The organism is Sinorhizobium sp. B11 (assembly GCA_039725955.1).
Classification (GTDB): domain Bacteria; phylum Pseudomonadota; class Alphaproteobacteria; order Rhizobiales; family Rhizobiaceae; genus Rhizobium.
The window spans coordinates 896,217-911,903 of the sequence record CP091033.1 but is presented as its reverse complement, the minus strand read 5'-3'; the positions used below and the strand labels follow the sequence as shown (position 1 = coordinate 911,903).

Annotated in this window: 18 protein-coding genes and 1 pseudogene; 7 read left to right on the top strand and 12 right to left on the bottom strand. The window is 58.0% G+C overall.

Annotated features, from left to right (window positions below):
* Positions 1-136: 136 nt before the first annotated feature.
* Positions 137-1,066: an aldo/keto reductase gene (locus LVY75_04160; protein XAZ21156.1), complete on the bottom strand. Its 930-nt coding sequence runs from the start codon at positions 1,064-1,066 to the stop codon at positions 137-139.
* A 223-nt stretch (positions 1,067-1,289) separates the two neighbouring features.
* On the opposite strand from LVY75_04160, the gene LVY75_04155 reads away from it, so the two are divergent.
* The 3 genes from LVY75_04155 (at position 1,290) to LVY75_04145 (ending at position 4,618) form a co-directional block, all read left to right on the top strand.
* Positions 1,290-2,348 (top strand): substrate-binding domain-containing protein, encoded by a 1,059-nt coding sequence (locus LVY75_04155; protein ID XAZ21155.1) that lies wholly within the window; start codon positions 1,290-1,292, stop codon positions 2,346-2,348.
* A 206-nt stretch (positions 2,349-2,554) separates the two neighbouring features.
* On the top strand, positions 2,555-3,484 hold the full coding sequence (locus tag LVY75_04150; GenBank protein ID XAZ21154.1) for a sugar phosphate isomerase/epimerase: 930 nt from the start codon (positions 2,555-2,557) through the stop codon (positions 3,482-3,484).
* Between the two features lie 9 nt (positions 3,485-3,493).
* Entirely contained in the window at positions 3,494-4,618 is a 1,125-nt protein-coding gene (locus LVY75_04145; GenBank protein XAZ21153.1) for a Gfo/Idh/MocA family oxidoreductase, read from the top strand.
* A 75-nt stretch (positions 4,619-4,693) separates the two neighbouring features.
* On the opposite strand, the gene LVY75_04140 is transcribed toward LVY75_04145, so the two are convergent.
* Positions 4,694-5,566, bottom strand: a complete 873-nt coding sequence (locus tag LVY75_04140) for an IclR family transcriptional regulator (protein XAZ21152.1) — start codon at positions 5,564-5,566, stop codon at positions 4,694-4,696.
* A gap of 257 nt (positions 5,567-5,823) precedes the next feature.
* Here LVY75_04140 and LVY75_04135 point away from each other — a divergent pair, with 257 nt between their 5' ends.
* Positions 5,824-6,258 carry a VOC family protein gene (locus LVY75_04135; GenBank protein ID XAZ21151.1) on the top strand — a complete coding sequence of 145 codons (435 nt, stop codon included), beginning with the start codon at positions 5,824-5,826 and terminating at the stop codon, positions 6,256-6,258.
* A 3-nt stretch (positions 6,259-6,261) separates the two neighbouring features.
* A complete protein-coding gene (locus tag LVY75_04130; GenBank protein ID XAZ21150.1) occupies positions 6,262-6,705 on the top strand; it encodes a VOC family protein in 444 nt (147 codons plus the stop codon).
* 76 nt (positions 6,706-6,781) lie between these two features.
* Here LVY75_04130 and LVY75_04125 read toward each other — a convergent pair whose 3' ends face one another.
* From LVY75_04125 to LVY75_04110, 4 genes are read right to left on the bottom strand one after another with little or no spacing between them, the layout of a single operon-like run.
* A complete protein-coding gene (locus LVY75_04125) occupies positions 6,782-8,029 on the bottom strand; it encodes an ABC transporter substrate-binding protein (GenBank protein XAZ21149.1) in 1,248 nt (415 codons plus the stop codon).
* A gap of 26 nt (positions 8,030-8,055) precedes the next feature.
* Positions 8,056-9,159, bottom strand: a complete 1,104-nt coding sequence (locus LVY75_04120; GenBank protein ID XAZ21148.1) for an ABC transporter ATP-binding protein — start codon at positions 9,157-9,159, stop codon at positions 8,056-8,058.
* A gap of 4 nt (positions 9,160-9,163) precedes the next feature.
* The gene (locus tag LVY75_04115; GenBank protein ID XAZ21147.1) at positions 9,164-10,072 is read right to left on the bottom strand and encodes a carbohydrate ABC transporter permease; all 909 of its coding nucleotides are present in this window, start codon (positions 10,070-10,072) and stop codon (positions 9,164-9,166) included.
* On the bottom strand, positions 10,069-10,944 hold the full coding sequence (locus LVY75_04110; protein XAZ21146.1) for a sugar ABC transporter permease: 876 nt from the start codon (positions 10,942-10,944) through the stop codon (positions 10,069-10,071). Before LVY75_04110 ends, LVY75_04115 begins: the two co-directional genes overlap by 4 nt.
* Positions 10,945-11,473: 529 nt before the next feature.
* Between LVY75_04110 and LVY75_04105 the strand changes: the two are divergent.
* Positions 11,474-11,569, top strand: a pseudogene (locus LVY75_04105) (carbohydrate ABC transporter permease).
* A gap of 28 nt (positions 11,570-11,597) precedes the next feature.
* On the opposite strand, the gene LVY75_04100 reads toward LVY75_04105, so the two are convergent.
* The 5 genes from LVY75_04100 to LVY75_04080 all read right to left on the bottom strand — a co-directional run bounded on the left by LVY75_04100 (position 11,598) and on the right by LVY75_04080 (position 14,489).
* Positions 11,598-12,191 carry a flavin reductase family protein gene (locus tag LVY75_04100; GenBank protein ID XAZ21145.1) on the bottom strand — a complete coding sequence of 198 codons (594 nt, stop codon included), beginning with the start codon at positions 12,189-12,191 and terminating at the stop codon, positions 11,598-11,600.
* A 381-nt stretch (positions 12,192-12,572) separates the two neighbouring features.
* On the bottom strand, positions 12,573-12,878 hold the full coding sequence (locus LVY75_04095; protein XAZ21144.1) for a hypothetical protein: 306 nt from the start codon (positions 12,876-12,878) through the stop codon (positions 12,573-12,575).
* 356 nt (positions 12,879-13,234) lie between these two features.
* Positions 13,235-13,648 carry a GFA family protein gene (locus LVY75_04090; protein ID XAZ21143.1) on the bottom strand — a complete coding sequence of 138 codons (414 nt, stop codon included), beginning with the start codon at positions 13,646-13,648 and terminating at the stop codon, positions 13,235-13,237.
* A 17-nt stretch (positions 13,649-13,665) separates the two neighbouring features.
* Positions 13,666-14,163 carry an SRPBCC domain-containing protein gene (locus LVY75_04085; GenBank protein XAZ21142.1) on the bottom strand — a complete coding sequence of 166 codons (498 nt, stop codon included), beginning with the start codon at positions 14,161-14,163 and terminating at the stop codon, positions 13,666-13,668.
* The gene (locus tag LVY75_04080; protein XAZ21141.1) at positions 14,160-14,489 is read right to left on the bottom strand and encodes a metalloregulator ArsR/SmtB family transcription factor; all 330 of its coding nucleotides are present in this window, start codon (positions 14,487-14,489) and stop codon (positions 14,160-14,162) included. Before LVY75_04080 ends, LVY75_04085 begins: the two co-directional genes overlap by 4 nt.
* Positions 14,490-14,832: 343 nt before the next feature.
* Between LVY75_04080 and LVY75_04075 the strand changes: the two genes are divergently transcribed.
* On the top strand, positions 14,833-15,213 hold the full coding sequence (locus LVY75_04075) for a response regulator (GenBank protein XAZ21140.1): 381 nt from the start codon (positions 14,833-14,835) through the stop codon (positions 15,211-15,213).
* A 144-nt stretch (positions 15,214-15,357) separates the two neighbouring features.
* Here LVY75_04075 and LVY75_04070 read toward each other — a convergent pair whose 3' ends face one another.
* Positions 15,358-15,669, bottom strand: coding sequence for a hypothetical protein (locus LVY75_04070; protein XAZ21139.1), 312 nt, complete (start codon positions 15,667-15,669; stop codon positions 15,358-15,360).
* Positions 15,670-15,687: the final 18 nt, after the last annotated feature.

Genomic DNA, 15,687 nt, shown 5'->3' with positions numbered 1-15,687 from the left:
TCATGCCGAAGATCATGCATCATGACGGGCGCGCCGGCGCTGCGCAATGGCTACGAATTGGTGGACGAACTCCCCCAACAAAGCCTGCGTTCGTAGCTGCCGTCCGATTGACGGACGGCAGCATCTTCGAGGCAGGTCAGGGCAAAGTGTGTCCTGCGGCCGTAAACAGCCGATACCATTCCTGGCGGGTGAGCGAGACAGAAGAGCCGGCTGCGGCTTCGACGACACGTTCCGGTTTCGTGGTGCCAAGGACTACCTGGATTTTTGCCGGATGGCGGGTGATCCAGGCAACGGCAATACCTGTCGGGGTGACGCCGTAAGCCTTGGCGAGTTCGTCGATGACATCGTTCAAATCGGCAAAGTTTTCGCGGTCGCCGAGGAATACGCCGTCGAAAAAGCCCTTCTGGAAGGGCGACCACGCCTGCAGCATCATGCCATTGATGCGGGAATAGTCGAGGAGACCGTTGTCGCGATCGACTGACTGGTCAAGGCCGGCCATGTTGGCTGCGACGCCTGATGCGATCAATGGCGCGTGCGTGATGCTGAGCTGTACCTGGTTGACGATGAGTGGCTGCGTCACCGCAGTTTTAAGAAGTTCGACCTGGCCAGGCGTGTGGTTGGAAACGCCGAAATGGCGTACCTTGCCCGAAGATTTGAGCGTGTCGAAGGCTGCGGCAACTTCCTCGGGCTCGACGAGCGTATCAGGACGATGCAGCAGAAGCACGTCCAGATAGTCGGTCTTCAGCGCCGCGAGCGATTGATCCACGGAGGCCAGAATATGCTCGGCGGAGAAATCGAAAAATCCCTTGCGGATGCCGACCTTGCTCTGGATGACAAGCTTTTCCCGTTCGGCCGCATCAAGTGAAATTGCCTCGCCAAAGCGAGCCTCGCAGCGATGCGGCGTGCCTCCATAGATGTCAGCATGATCGAAAAACGTCACGCCGGCGTCCCGGGCCGCGCCAACGAGCTGCTGAATTTCGCCGTTGCTCATGTTTGGGATCCGCATCATTCCAAGGATGATGCTCGACACGTCAAGGTCGGTTTGCGGAAGCCTGTAGAATTTCATGATGAATACCTCGGAGGTTGGGAAATAACTAAATAGTTATCTGCTTATTATGCGAACGACGGCCGCATGGCCAGCCGAAGCTATTGTTGTCAGCGATCGATGGCATCGAAGATTCGCTGATGCCGGCCTCGGATTCGGTCGCCCCCTTTGGACGAACCTCCCATGATAGGCTAGAGATTGCCATGCTTCCGCAAGGATATCGGCTGTAAATTGGAGGAAATGGGTGGCGGATCAGGCAAAATTGGCGGCGTCCCGCCGGGCTGCGCAGCGGGTGACCCTGCGTACCGTGGCAAAATCGGTGGGCCTCTCCGTCACGACTGTCAGCCGCGCCTTGAAGGACGGGCCCGAGGTCAACCGGGAGACGATTGACCTCGTCAAGAAAGCCGCATCCGATCTCGGTTATCGACCGAACCTCGGCGGCATAAACCTGAAAACGGGCAAGACACATGCTGTCGGTGTCATCATGCCGTTCCAGCGGGAGGGCGAGATGAATATCGTCGTCGCTTCGTTGATCGAAGGTTTTTGCGGCGCGATGAAACGCCTGGGCTACCGCACGACCGTTGTCCCACAGTTTCAGGCAGACGATCCGCTGACAACGGTGCGGGATCTCGTCGAGGAGGGGACGGTCGATGGCGTCATTCTCACCCATACGAGACCCCAGGACGATCGGGTGAAATATCTGCTGGAGGTCGGCATGCCCTTCGTCACCTTCGGGCGTACTGAACTGCTGAGCAAACATCCAAGTATCGACATAGACCACGAGGAGATCGGCGCGGCGGCTGCGGCGCGTTTGCTCGATGCAGGACACAAGGCACCGCTGCTTGTCGCGCCTTCCAGCCAGTTCACCTACAGCCTGCAATTCATCAAGGGCTGGACGGCTGAGTTCAATCGCCGGAACCAAACCGTTCCCGACGAGCGGATGTTCTTCACCGCAACCACCCCTGACAGCGGCAAGAAGATTGCCGTGGATGCGCTTGCCAAATACCCTGATGTCACCAGCGCCTTCGTGGCAAGCGACGAGGCGGCCCTTGGCTTCGTTTCCGGTCTCGCCGATCTCGGGCGAAAGGTCGGCGAGGATTTTTCCATACTGACCTATTCGGGCAGTCGGCTTCACGACTTCTACAACCCGTCGCTCAGTACCTATTATTTCCCGAATTTCCTCATCGGACAGCGCCTGAGCGATCTTCTCTACAGGTCGATGCAGGGCGAGGCTGCGTCCGGCCTGATTGAGATCGTCCGTGCCAGTTTTGTCGAACGCCGCAGCGAATTCAACCTTCGCTAAAAATCCCCCGGAAATTCTTCGCAGGCCAAGTCGTTCGTAACGTTACGAATTCGGCTGGCGTTGTCGCAAGGGAAATAGAAATCCAGAGGGAATGCCGTTGACACAATAAGCCACGCCATGCATTCGTAACGTTACGAATTGCCTTTTGAAGCGGAGGAGCGCTCCAGAGGGCGAGAAAATACGCTGCGAAATGATGGGAGGACGGCGTGGGTGCTCAAGCGCTTTTTTTCGGCTCGCCAATTTGGACGTTTAACTGGAACCCGCCTTATGCAGCGCCTCTGCGCCGGCTGGCTGCCACCGGCTGCAAAGGTTTCGAGCTGACGGCATGGTCGGTCGATATGCTCGGTTATTACACTGACGAGACGATCCGCGAGCTCAGGTCGATCGCCGATGGCGAAGGGCTGACGCTGACCAATTTCTTCTACAATCTGCCATTTTCACGCGACGATGGCGCGCCGGTCTCACGCGCGGACCTCGATGCCTATAAACGCGGCGTCGAGCTGGCGGCAAAGATTGGCACGCCGATCATGACAAGCATGACGCCTTATCCTTTCCAATCGGATATCCGGCCGATCCTGCAGCGGCCCACTGCCCAGGAATGGTCCGCCGTCGTCAGGCCCGAGTGGGATTGGGCTGAGGAATATGAGGTCGTCGTGGAAGGCTTCGCCGCCGCTTGCGGCCTTGCCGCGGATGCCGGGCTGCGTGTCGCCATCGAACCGCACCCCTATCGCTGGGTAAGCTCGGGTCAGGGAATGCTGCGATTGATCGAGCGCACGGGCGCACCCAATCTCGGACTCAATTTCGATCCAAGCCATCTCTTTCCAGCGGGCGACATGCCGCATTACGTGGTGCTGCAGCTTGGAGACCGGATCTACAACACACATTTCTCCGACAATGAGGGGCACACAAATGCCCACTGGCGCCCCGGTCGGGGCAAGATCGACTGGAAGGCGATCTTCGCGGCCCTGCGCACAATAGGCTATTCGGGACCGATAACCCTGGAGCTTGAAGATGCGCCCGGCGCGTCGCACTGGACCCATTTCCGGGAAGCCACGCCGGAATTCGATTCCGAAATGAAGCGCGGCATCCGCTACCTGCGCGACTGCGCTGCCGAACTCGACATCATCATCGCCTGAGGAACCAAAATGAGCGGGAACAACCCTATGAAAGTCGGCATTGTCGGTGCCGGGAATATTAGCGCCACTTATGTCGCGACGCTGCATATGTTCGATTTCATTCGCGTGAAATCGATCTACGACCTCTACCAGGAACCGGCGCGCAAGCTTGCCGAACAGTTCGGGGTGCAGTCGGTGTCGCTCGATTCAATGCTTGCCGACCCCGAAATCGGCCTCATTATCAACCTCACCACCCCGACTGCGCATTATTCCATCAGCAAGAAGGCGCTGCTTGCCGGCAAACACGTATACTCCGAAAAGCCGCTCGGGGTTTCGATGGAAGAAGCCGAGGAATTGATGGCGCTCGCTCGTGCCGGCGATCTGCGGCTTGGCTGCGCACCCGATACGTTTCTGGGCGGCGGCCATCAGCTGACGCGCCGCCTCTACGACGAAGGCCGCATCGGCACGGCGATTTCCGCAACCGCCATGCTGCTTCTGCCGGGTCACGAGCATTGGCATCCCAATCCGGCATTCTTCTACGGTCGTGGTGGTGGGCCGATGCTCGACGTCGGTCCCTATTATGTCACCAATCTGATCGCCCTTCTTGGACCGGTTCGCGAAGTCTTCGGCGCTGCCAAAGTCACCCGAATAGAGCGAACCGTGAAGACGCGGCCACGTTTCGGCGAGACAATCAAGGTGCTGACGCCGACGCACCTGACCGGTGTCATGGAGTTCCATAGCGGTGCGACGGTGACGATCGCCACGAGCTTTGACGTCATCAAGCACAAGCACAACCAGATCGAGATCTATGGTTCCAAGGGCTCGATGGTGACGCCGGATCCAAACAACTTCACGGGCAAGGTCGAGATCTTCACCGAAGGCGATGAGGCCTGGGAGGAGGTGGCGGTCGATCATCCCTACGTCGAAGGCGTTCCTGGTCATCTCGGCCTGAGAGGACTTGGTGCAGCCGAGATGGTGGATTCACTGCGCTCCGGCAGGCCGCACCGCGTCTCGTCGGAACTCGCTTTTCATGCCCTCGAGGTGATGACCGCCTTTGAACGATCTGCACAGTCCAAACGGCCGGTCGCCATCCGCAGCAGCTGCGGTCGTCCGGATCCGATTCCGAAGCATCTGAAGGAAGGCAGTTTCATTTAGAACTCTCTCCCGCCGGCCGGGCGATGCGAGAATGCATCGTCCGTCGAGGAGAGGAGAGTTCAGACGGCTGGATGTCTATCGCTGCTTCGGCCTTGTTGCCGTCTTTTGATTTGCGCGCTTTGGTGCCGGCTTCTCGTCGGCCAGTTCTTCCGAAGCCATGTGAGGCGTAGCAGAGCGGATGTCGTTGGTGATTGATTGTGCTGCCGCGATCACCGCCTGCCTGATGTCCGCTATACGCTTTTCGTCGACGCCTGTGACGAAGGGAACGCTGACGGCTGCAATGACCGTATCCTGATGATCCCGGACGGGGGCTGCGATCGCGTGAACGCCGGACATCTGCTCCCCCATGTCCCGCGCCCAGTTCTGCTTCCGGATCAGCGCAAGCTCGTCAAGCATCTGCCTGGGGTCAGTAATCGTCTGGCTGGTGAAGCGTTCGAGCTTGGTCAGGCGACGCTCAATATCCTCCTGCAGTGAAAAGGCGAGCAGGATCTTGCCGGCAGCGCCCGCATGAAACGGCAGGCGCTGGCCGGCCGTCGCCGACAGAGCATATTGGCCATGCCCCTGCGCCGAGGCGACGACCAGAATATTGTCGCCGGATGGTACCGTCAGCTTGCTGCCTTCACCCAGGAGTTCCGAGATCTTGTTAAGATGCGGCTGCGCGATCGCCAAGAGATCGTAGCTCGCAACGGTCGGGGCGACATGGGCAGCAAGGGTGAGCAGGCGCCGCCCGAGCGTATAGCTTCCCGCCGGTGAACGGTGCACGAAATCGTAGGCGCTCAGCGTGTTCAGCATGCGGTAGACCGTGGTGCGTGACAGCTTCACGGCCTTCACAACGTCGCGGATCGTAGCGCCTTCCGGCGTGCGCTCCAGGAGCGCAAACACCTCCACCATCTGCTCGATGACGGGGATGCGATATTTCTGCGCGGCGTCTTCGCTAATGTCGGTCATGAAAATCCTGCCAGGCCCATCGGGGCAATGCTTAGCCTTCCATAAGCAATGCGTGGAGTTCACGCAATCGCGGCTCCTTTCGATTGACTCCGACACCTGAATGCCGATAAATTCTTAAATGAACTTATATCAGTTCAAATAAGAAACGTCACGTCGATTTATCCTCGGCACGACGTTCCGAGAAATGCCGGATCAGGAGGTTCGGCAGGTGGCTGCGCCAGCGTGCGCTGTGAAACGGAAATACGGAGGAGGATGCAATGAAAAGTGTGAAATCGATCGGACATGTGGCCGTCAGTGTGAAGAACATCGACAGCTCGCTCGACTTCTATGTCAACAAGCTGGGCTTCGACGAAATGTTCCGGCTCGAGCGTGACGGCCGCCTGTGGATCGTCTACCTCAGGATCACCGACACGCAGTTCATCGAACTGTTTCCGGAGGGTGTTGGCGACGGCGCACCGCCATTTGCCAATGTCGGCTATAACCATCTGTGCCTCGAGGTCGAAAACATCGACGAGGCGATCGCCGACATCACCAGCCGTGGCGTTGTGTTGACGGCCGAAAAGAAGCTCGGCGTCGACAACAACTACCAGGCCTGGATCGCCGATCCCGAGGGCAACCGCATCGAACTGATGCAGCTTGGCACAGACGCCATGCAGACGGCCGCTATTCGCCGCATCAACGGACGGGCCTGAGCCATGGACCTTTTCAAGCATCTCGGCCATATCGCCTTGCGCGTCAACGACCTGGATAAGTCGCTCGCATTTTACCAGAAACTCGGCTTTCGCGAGATGACGCGTCTGCTGAACGATCAGGGCGAAGCGTGGATCGTGTATCTGCGCATCAACGACGATCAGTATTTGGAGCTTTTCCCAAAGGGCGTAAGGCGGCCGGAAACCGCCCCTGACACTATCGGCATCTTCCATATCTGCCTCACCGTCGAAAATATCGACAAGACGTTCGAAGAGCTTGCAAAAGTCGGTATTCAGCCCAGCCAGCCAAGGCCGACCAAAATCGGTATCGATGGCAATCGCGGTGCCTGGATCGAGGATCCCGATGGCACGCAGATCGAGGTCATGGAAATGGCGCCGGATTGCATTCAGCTGCAGGCCATCAAGAGGCTGCATACTGAATCAGTCTAAATGGACTGTTTTGCCTTAACGGCAAGGATTTAAGCTAACCCGGCAGTCACCTGCCGGGTTCTTTCGTCTGTCGATCTCAGAAAATCTGGTCGTAGGCGTCCTGCATCGCCTGAACGAACTCGTCATCCGTCCGCTTCGGATCGCTCCAGTATTTATCGGCTTCCTGCCAGATGGTGCGATACCAGTCGGCGTCGGCCATATTGAAGGGGTTGGAAACCTGCTTCGTCGGATCTTTCAGCGTTTCCAGAACGAGCTTGTTGCAGGCATCGAGGTTCGTCGTATCGGCGTCGGTACGAACGGGGCTTGCACCCTTCTTCAGTACGAAATCGGCATTGAGCTTCGGATCGACATCGAGCTTGGCAAAGTCTTCCTGGGCTTTTGCGGTATCGGCATTGTTGGTGTTGAGGAAGCCCCAGGAATCGACGGTGACGACGACAGCCTTGGTTCCCGGAATGTTGATGCAGTCGAAATCCTCGCCGAGCTTCTTTTGCGCGGCCATGAACTCGCCCTTCATCCAGTCGCCATGGATCTGCAGCAGGGCCTTTCCGGTGATGACCAGATTGGTCGTGTCGTTCCATTGGCGATTGGGTGAGCCCGGATCCGTGTGGTCGGCAATCTGGCGGAAACGCTTAAGAGCCGCCCGCATCTCCGGCGTATCGATCACGGTGCGGTCGGGCTTCTCGCCGTAGAAGCGATTGTAGATATCGGGGCCTTCTTCCGAGGCGATCAATGCCTGCAGCAGGTAAGCCTTCTGGAATTGGTCGCCGCCCTGGGCGATCGGGATGTAGCCGGCTGCCTTGACCTTGTCGAAGGCTGCAAAGAGATCGTCGAGCGACTTCCAGGATTTCGGGTCGACGCCGGCCGCTTCAGCGACATGTTTGTTGTAGTAAACCATGCCGTCGATATGCACCGTTGCGGGAGCCTTCATGATCTCGCCGTCGACAGTGATGTTCTTGAGAACCGAGGGCGGGAAGTTCTTCGTTGCGCCGATGCTGTCGAACAGTTTGGTGAGCGGCACGCCGAGACCCTGCTTGTTCAGATCCCGATAGATGCCGGGATCGGAGTTCATGAAGATCGCAGGCGGATTGCCGCCCGTGATCATGTTCATCAGGCTTACGTTGGCCCCGGAGTCATGGGCAATGGACAGATCTTTCCACTGGTGGCCGTCCTTGGCCCACGCCTCCCTGAGAACGGTGAGCGCCGCAATCTCTGAGGGTTTGGACCAGGTGTGATAGACGACGACTTCATCTGCCCAGGCGCTTGCAGCAAGAGTGGTCGCGGCAAGCAACAGTGATAGTCGTTTCAGCGATTTCCATTTTGTCATGCATCATTCCTCCCTTTTAGATCTGATCAGAGCCGCTGGCCGGTCGGAGCGTCGAAGACGTTCAATTTGGTCAGCGGCAGATAAACGGGCAGAGCCGGCTGGCTGCGATAGCGATTTGCGTCTCGCCCATCGATGCGCACGGCGATGCTCTTTCCCGACATGGTCAGGAAGGCAAAAGCATCTGGTCCGGATTTCTCGAAATATTCGACCGGGCAATCGAAACGGACGGTATTTCCCGCATCCTGGCGCTCCTCGATCAGAAGCTCCTCCGCCCGGAAGCCGACCTTCACAGGCTTGCCTTCGGCCGCCTTCGACTTCCACTTATATTCGCCGAGATTGATGCGGATGCTGTCCTTCTCATCCACGGCAACGAGATCGCCGCCATCACGCCTGAGGGTGCAGTCGAGCAGGTTCATGGCCGGCGACCCGACGAAATCGGCGACGAAGAGATTGGCCGGCTCGTTGTAGATCTCATCCGGCGTGCCGAACTGCTGGATGACGCCCTTGTTCATCACGGCGATCTTGGTGGCCATGGTCATGGCCTCGACCTGATCGTGGGTCACGTAGACGACGGTATTCTTGAGTTGGTTGTGGAGCTTCTTGATCTCCATGCGCATCTCGTTGCGCAGCTTGGCATCGAGGTTGGAGAGCGGCTCGTCGAACAGGCAGACGCCGTACTGTTTGACCAGCGCCCGGCCGATCGCCACGCGCTGGCGCTGGCCGCCGGAAAGCTGCGAGGGTTTGCGGTCGAGCAGATGCTCGATCTGCAGGAGCCTGGCTGCCCAGGCGATCCGCTTATCCGCTTCCTCCCGCGAAATGCCGCGGGAAGAAAGCCCGAAATTCATGTTCCCACGCACGGTCTTGGTGGGATAGAGCGCATAAGACTGGAAGACCATGGCGAGCCCGCGATCCTTGGGGTCGAGGTAACTGACATCCCGCTCGTCGATGAGGATTTCTCCGTCGTCAATCTCCAGCAGGCCAGCCAGGAGATTGAGAAGCGTTGTCTTGCCGCAGCCGGAGGGCCCGAGCAGCACAAGAAACTCGCCGTCACCAATGCTGAGGTTCAGGTTCTCGATGACTGTCAGCGCGCCGAACTTCTTGACTATATTGTTGAATGCGATGGAAGGCATGCATCTATCCCTTGATGGCGCCGGCAGTGATGCCCTGCACGAAGAACCTGCCGAGAACGAAGTAGATGACGAGCGGCGGCAGCGCGGTGAGCAGTGCCGAAGCCATGTCGACCGCATAGTTCTTGGCGCCTGTCGTCGTGACGGTGATGTTGTTGAGTACGACTGTCATCGGTTGCGTGTCCTGCGCACCGAATGTCAGGCCGACCAGGAAGTCGTTCCAGATGCCTGTTATCATCAGGATCAGCACGACAATCATGATATTGCCTGACATCGGCAGGACGATCTCGAAGAAGATCCGCCAGAAGGAGCCGGAATCGATCATCGCGGCGGCAATGATCTGCGGCGGCATTCCCTTGAAATAATTGCGGAAAATCAATGTGAGGAAAGGCATTGATAACACGCTGTGAATGACGGCTATACCGAATGTCGTGCCGTAGATATGCAGCGCACCGGTGATCTTGATCAGCGGATACATGATGATCTGGAACGGCACGAAGGCGCAGATGAAAAGCACGAACAGGAAGCCGTTCGCCCATTTGACGTTCCAGAGTGCCAGACCGTAACCGGTAATGATCGACAGCGAGATCGTCAGGACCAGGCTGGGAGTCAGAATATAGAGCGAATTGACAAAGCCGATGCGCACGCCGTTGCAGTTCATGCCCGAACAGGCCTGCATCCAGGCATAAGACCAGGCATCGGTCGTCCAGGGCGAGGGCAGGGAAAATATCTGCCCCTCGCGGATCTGATCCATCGTCTTGAAGGACGTGACGACGATGACATAGAGCGGCACCGCAAAGAAGGCGGCCGCCATCAAAAGGAACAGGAAGATCACCACCCGGCTCGGCCGGATCAGCGGACGCCTGCGCACCCTGGTCTCGCGACCGGATTGCGATGCAGCTGATATCGCCGTCATGCCTCCCTCCTTTGCCTGATGGCGGTGATGATGACGAGCGGCAGGAACAGAATGAGCGTCGTCAAGAGCATGACGGTGGCACCCGCGGACGCGAAACCGAGGTTCTGCTTCTGCCAATAGGCATCGATGACGAAATAAGCAGGCATGACCGAGGCGCCGCCCGGTCCACCATTGGTCATGGCGACGATGATGTCATAGGCCTTCACCACGCCGATGCAGAGCAGGATGATGCAGGTCAGGAAGGTGAGTTTCATCATGGGAATGATGACCTCGATGTAGAGCCGCCAGAAGGGCACGCCATCGAGGCGCGCGGCCTGCCAGATCTCGGTATTGATCGACTTCAGGCCTGCGAGCATGAGCGCCATGAAGAAACCGGTCGATTGCCAGACCGCCGCCAGAATAACGCCGAACATGACGGTGTCCTGACTTGCAAGCCAGTTAAAGGAGGCGCTCTCCCAGCCCATCGAGTGCAGCACATTCTCTACGCCGAGGCCCGGATTGAAGAGCCAGCGCCAGACGAGGCCGGTGACGATTAGCGAGACGGCGAGCGGATAGAGAAAGACGGTGCGGAAGACGCCCTCGCCATGCACTTCCTTGTCGATCAGCGCTGCCAGGATGAAACCCGTGACGATCGACAGCAGGCTGCCCACAGCAAAGATGACGAGGTTCTGCAGCGACAGAATCCAGGACGGATCGTGAAACAGCCGCCAGTACTGCTTCCAGCCGACCAATTCATAGTCGGGAAAGCGTCTGGACGCCGTGAATGAGAGATAGACGGTCCAGCCTATCGCCCCAACGAAAAAGACAAGCGTCAACAGTGCCGCAGGCGCAACGGCCAGATGCGGGGTGACGCGGCTCCATCGGATTCCCATGAGCCTCCTCCTCAGGTCTTCAGCGCTCTGCTCCTCCAGATCGCTGCTCTCCTGTTTCTGATATGAACAACATCTAGTTCATAATAGATCAACTATAGGAATCAAATAATCGCGATGTCAAATGACAATTGGCTGCGGCCGCAGCTGTTGCTCGCGCTGAAGTTGGATCGAGTGGCGACCTTCGGATCGTCGATCAATCGAAGAATGGACAATCGTCTTGCGCGAGACCCCGTCTCGTCCGTTCGGGCGGAAGATCGATACCTATGCCTGGCCGGTCGATCACATCGACAAAACCATCCTCGACGATCGTCTGCGGCAACCCTCCGGATCGCCGGCCCTATATTCGAAGGCGATGATGTCATGGGGCAGGGTGGCGCGGACCTGAATAGTGCCTTGAGGCCGAGCGAACCATTCGCCGTGCCATGGGCGCCATCACGATCGAAAGCAGATTGGCATATTCGGCAATCCATTTGAGCTCGGCGATGCCGCCCAGATCGACCGAGTCAACACCGTTCGGCGAGCAGTCATGGCGGACTCCATGGTGATGGCTCTACCAATCGCTCTCCTGTTTTTCTTCTTCCAGAACCTTTTCGTCGACGGGCTGACGTCAGGTGCGACAAAAGGCTGGATTGGCCTTCCGGTCAGTGTAGGGACTACGCGCGCTCGACAGGTTCTGCTTCGACCGAAAGCGCTTCGCCAATGGCGTAGAAATGACCACCCGCAACGTGATGCAGACTGCGCCATTCAGGCCCGGCTGTTTCAAAGTGCCAGTGTCCGTCGCGAAACACACGGTCATCCGCCCATGCCGCCGTTACGTCGCCGATAAACAGGTCGTAAGCATCCTGGATATGAGGCTCGTCGATCAACCTGCAGGAGAGCCAGGCCGAGCAGCCTTTCACGAAGGGCAGGTCCTGGCCCGGCACATCGAAAACCGATACCCCTGACTTCTGCAGCTTGTCAGGCTCCTCAAACAGGCTGCGGTTTCCAACCTCATGCGTCAGCTGGAGCTGCGCAACCGTCGGCACCTGTATGACGAAACGTCCGCTCGCCTCGATCAGTGTTCGCGTCTGGGCAAGCTTGTCGACCACCACGGTCAGCTTCGGTGGATCGATATCGAGCGCGCAGCACCATGCGGCAGCCATGACGTTGTCAATGCCGCCGTGGCGGGCCGATACCAGGATCGTTGGTCCGTAGTTGATCAGGCGAAAGGCCTTTTTGAGTTCAACTGCCTTCATATGTTCGTTCATTGGAAGTCCACGGTGAATTGCGGTTCCTGACATTTCTCCAAGTCTTACGATGGAGCGAGACGCTGCGAAAGGACGCATTTCTGCGAGCGCCCCATCCACGGATATCGGTAAGGTGAAGGTCTAGTACGAGTGTTTGGATACCATATGCCGCGACCAGGAGCACAATCGCGGTAGCCGCCCGGATCTAGAGCGACATCTGCCGCATCAACGGGCCGGCTGTCCAGGTGCAGATGCAATTGCCATGGCGACGACCATCGAAGACCTCACCAGCATCACCTGTTCTGAAGCGCCTGGGAATCGCCGCGTGACTGGAGGAGCCTTGCCGTTCGCACCTTTATATCAGCAGTGTATCGAATCCTCGCAACCCGGTCGCAGGAGCTCTCAAATCCCTGACCCGTCGAGTTGCTGGGCGTCGTCGCCTTCCCAGGGTGAGGGCATGGAGGTGATGCCCGAATTGGCCGAGGGCATTGGCATCCAGCACTTCAATTCCGGCTCGGCATATTCCACGAGGCGGCCGGGCGAGGAATCGGAAGCACGCCAGCCTTCTGCACCGAACTGATCGCCATTCGACCAATAAGCAAGGTCAACTTCCGCCGGCCCCTGTTCGGACGGGCGGATCGTAACGAGTATCCGGCTGCCGTCTTTCGGCGCGGTTGTCATCTGGCGCCAGCCGTGTGGCTCATCCATAATTTTTCCTCCTGGCTTGCCGCAGACCGTGAGTGTCGCCTCGCGGTTGGAAACGGTCAACTCACACCTTTATAGAAATCACGCTGAGAGTTCTGGCCACGCGACCGCTAAGGCATCAGCAAATCCCCAAAACTGCGCGGCTCTTGTCATTGCTAAGTAGATGAGGCGCGGACCGGGGCAAGGCGGTCAGCATGCTCAGCAGAACAAGCGGCGAATTGGGGACTGAGCCATTCCCCCGACGGATTGTGACGTTCTGCCGGTTGAATGTCCGCATCACGGCTGAGAGGTCCGGCAGTCCGATCAATCGGTCCGCGATTGTGCTGCTTTCATTGAAAGAAGGGCGTCATGTCCAGTGCTCAGGCCGGCGGCATCTTCTCGAATTTTGGGACGGCCGGATCGAGGTGGTCCCAAGCGTATCCGGCTGCGGTCCAGGATACCAATTGCGGCTGATATCGGCTTGGATCGTCAAGGCTTGCCGGCGTGACGATGTAGACTTCAGGCATTTCGGGGAATGTCATGAAAACGGCCGATCCACATGTCGGGCAGAAGCCGCGCTGCTTGACCGTTCCGCCTTCGCCGACGGTCTGATATACGGATGCTTCTCCGTCGACCTTCACTTCGGCTGCAATGAAGGTCAGATGCGATTGATGTCCGGTACCGCTGGAGCGCTGGCATTGTCGGCACTGGCAATCGACCATCACGGCGGGTTCACCCGATATTTCGTAGCGGATCGCGCCACAGGCGCAGCCACCGTTATAGGACTTCGTCATATCGCTCTCTCCTTGCCTCAATCCAGCCCCTGCGAAGTCGCCTCTTCAGCAACGACGGTATCCAGCCGCTCGACGACCTTCTTCCAGCCTTCGCTCATGTTGCGGTAGGCAATATCGTTCCGCGGCAGAACGAAGCCGGAATGGACGAGCCGCAGGCGCGTGCCGGTTTCCGCCTGGGCGAGGGTGAAGGTCACCACCGTCTCCAGCTTCGAACCATATCCGTCATCATTGCTCTTATGGCCGCCCTTCCATGCATAGGACAATCGCTCGTTCGGCACGACCTCCAGCACCTCGCAATGAATGGTTCCGTCCCATTTGCCGGCCGGTTTGGTCTGAAAGGTGAAACGATTGCCGGTGACGGGCACAAATCCATCGGGCGCCATCAGCCACCGGCCGATCAACTCGCCGCTGGTCAGCGCTTTCCAGATGATATCAGGCGCGTGCGGGAAGACTTCGTCCACGACGATGGCCTGCGTGTCGGAGGCGTGCCTCCCGGGGTTCATGGCTTGGTTCATGGGTCGATTTCCTTCAGGAGCTTTCTGAGATCGGTGAAGCGTTCACGCCAGAAGATGCCGTAATGGGTCATCCAGTCGGCCAGCGGCTCGAGACCGGCAGGCTCCGCGCGGTAATAGACATTGCGGCCCTCCGGGCGTTCGCTGACAAGGCCAGCCTGCTTCAGTGATTTGAGATGCTGAGAGATCGCGCCCTGCGTGACATTGCTGCCTCGGGTCAGCTCGACCACCGTTATCTCCTCGGCATTGACGATACGCTCGAACACGGACCGCCGCGTGGGATCGGCCAGCGCACGCATGACAGTGGTTATGGTTTCGGCTTCGAACATGAAAACCCAATAGCATCCGCTAATCAATTAGTCAATGCTATTGGATTTTTTGATTGACCTCATCACCGGGGACTTTGGTCGGATAGGGCCTGAGACTGAAGTCCTATATGTGGAACTGCTTAAGAACCGAGCGGTTTAGCGGTTGGCGACGCCAAGAGACAGGAACCGAATTCTGCGATGGCTGCAGTGTCCTATTCTTGATCTCGCGCATTGACGCCAATCTCGCCAGCAGGGCAGGGCCTTTGCTTCAGATCAAGCGGTCCCGAGGCTCGACCGGATCATCCGGTCTAGCAGCGTCCTCGTGCGCCGCCGATAAGTACTTGAACCACCTTTAGGAGGAACCATGCGCTTGCTCATCGTCGAAGACGAACCGGGAATTGCTCTCGCAATTGAGGACGTCGCAATCGCCGCCGGCTTTGAGATCGCCGGTATTGCAACAAACATGTCCGAAGCCGTGGAGCTTGGACCGGAGGCGGATGTCGCACTCGTCGATGTTCGACTTGGCGATGGTCTTACAGGCCCTTCCATCGCTCGTGCGCTTTTTGCTGGATTCGGACTGGGCGTCGCCTATTTCACGGCCAATCCCGATCTCATCGAGCAGACAGATGGGCGGCCCGTCATCAGTAAACCCGCAAGCCCCGAAAAGATCGGGGAGGCGTTGTCCCTGGCGGCTAGAAGCGCTCGCGAACAAATGCTTCAGCATCAGTCAGGACAGGCCACATAAGAGGAGACGCCGGATTTAGGCCCCACTTTCCTTCTGCGGCACGCAGCGCCGCTTCCGGCATCGGAAGAGAACATGAGGGGATCGTCGCGAGGTATGGCTGGAACTCATCAGGGTCAAGAACCTCGATACTGATGTTCATTCCGTTCAGAAGTTTCTGCCATTGCGTTTGATGGGGTCACCATTGCGCAAGAACTGCCATTCGATACCGGTGATCCGTGTCGGCTTCACAATGTGCATGCGCGCCTGCAGCAATCGGAGGGTTGGAACAAGCTTTGTAGGGTCCGCGATCTCCGCTGGGACGGGTCTGCCGGCCTCTATATAGTATTGTTCCAATTCACCGCGAAAGTCTCTGATATCGAACGTGTCTATTCCCGCGTTGAACCAGTCCGCCAAGATGACATCGCAGACAATATCAAGACTATTCGGGTCATCGAAATCGAGCAAGGTTGTCGGCATTGGCGGACCTTCTGATGT

Bases quoted from the DNA above. Each gene is read 5' to 3' on its own strand.
- LVY75_04080 (XAZ21141.1), bottom strand. From the start codon at position 14,489: ATGTTCGAAGCCGAAACCATAACCACTGTCATGCGTGCGCTGGCCGAT.
- LVY75_04100 (XAZ21145.1), bottom strand. From the start codon at position 12,191: ATGAACGAACATATGAAGGCAGTTGAACTCAAAAAGGCCTTTCGCCTG.
- LVY75_04070 (XAZ21139.1), bottom strand. From the start codon at position 15,669: ATGCCGACAACCTTGCTCGATTTCGATGACCCGAATAGTCTTGATATT.
- LVY75_04125 (XAZ21149.1), bottom strand. From the start codon at position 8,029: ATGACAAAATGGAAATCGCTGAAACGACTATCACTGTTGCTTGCCGCG.
- LVY75_04095 (XAZ21144.1), bottom strand. From the start codon at position 12,878: ATGGATGAGCCACACGGCTGGCGCCAGATGACAACCGCGCCGAAAGAC.
- LVY75_04110 (XAZ21146.1), bottom strand. From the start codon at position 10,944: ATGGGAATCCGATGGAGCCGCGTCACCCCGCATCTGGCCGTTGCGCCT.
- LVY75_04135 (XAZ21151.1), top strand. From the start codon at position 5,824: ATGAAAAGTGTGAAATCGATCGGACATGTGGCCGTCAGTGTGAAGAAC.
- LVY75_04115 (XAZ21147.1), bottom strand. From the start codon at position 10,072: ATGACGGCGATATCAGCTGCATCGCAATCCGGTCGCGAGACCAGGGTG.
- LVY75_04075 (XAZ21140.1), top strand. From the start codon at position 14,833: ATGCGCTTGCTCATCGTCGAAGACGAACCGGGAATTGCTCTCGCAATT.
- LVY75_04145 (XAZ21153.1), top strand. From the start codon at position 3,494: ATGAGCGGGAACAACCCTATGAAAGTCGGCATTGTCGGTGCCGGGAAT.
- LVY75_04160 (XAZ21156.1), bottom strand. From the start codon at position 1,066: ATGAAATTCTACAGGCTTCCGCAAACCGACCTTGACGTGTCGAGCATC.
- LVY75_04140 (XAZ21152.1), bottom strand. From the start codon at position 5,566: ATGACCGACATTAGCGAAGACGCCGCGCAGAAATATCGCATCCCCGTC.
- LVY75_04130 (XAZ21150.1), top strand. From the start codon at position 6,262: ATGGACCTTTTCAAGCATCTCGGCCATATCGCCTTGCGCGTCAACGAC.
- LVY75_04085 (XAZ21142.1), bottom strand. From the start codon at position 14,163: ATGAACCAAGCCATGAACCCCGGGAGGCACGCCTCCGACACGCAGGCC.
- LVY75_04090 (XAZ21143.1), bottom strand. From the start codon at position 13,648: ATGACGAAGTCCTATAACGGTGGCTGCGCCTGTGGCGCGATCCGCTAC.
- LVY75_04120 (XAZ21148.1), bottom strand. From the start codon at position 9,159: ATGCCTTCCATCGCATTCAACAATATAGTCAAGAAGTTCGGCGCGCTG.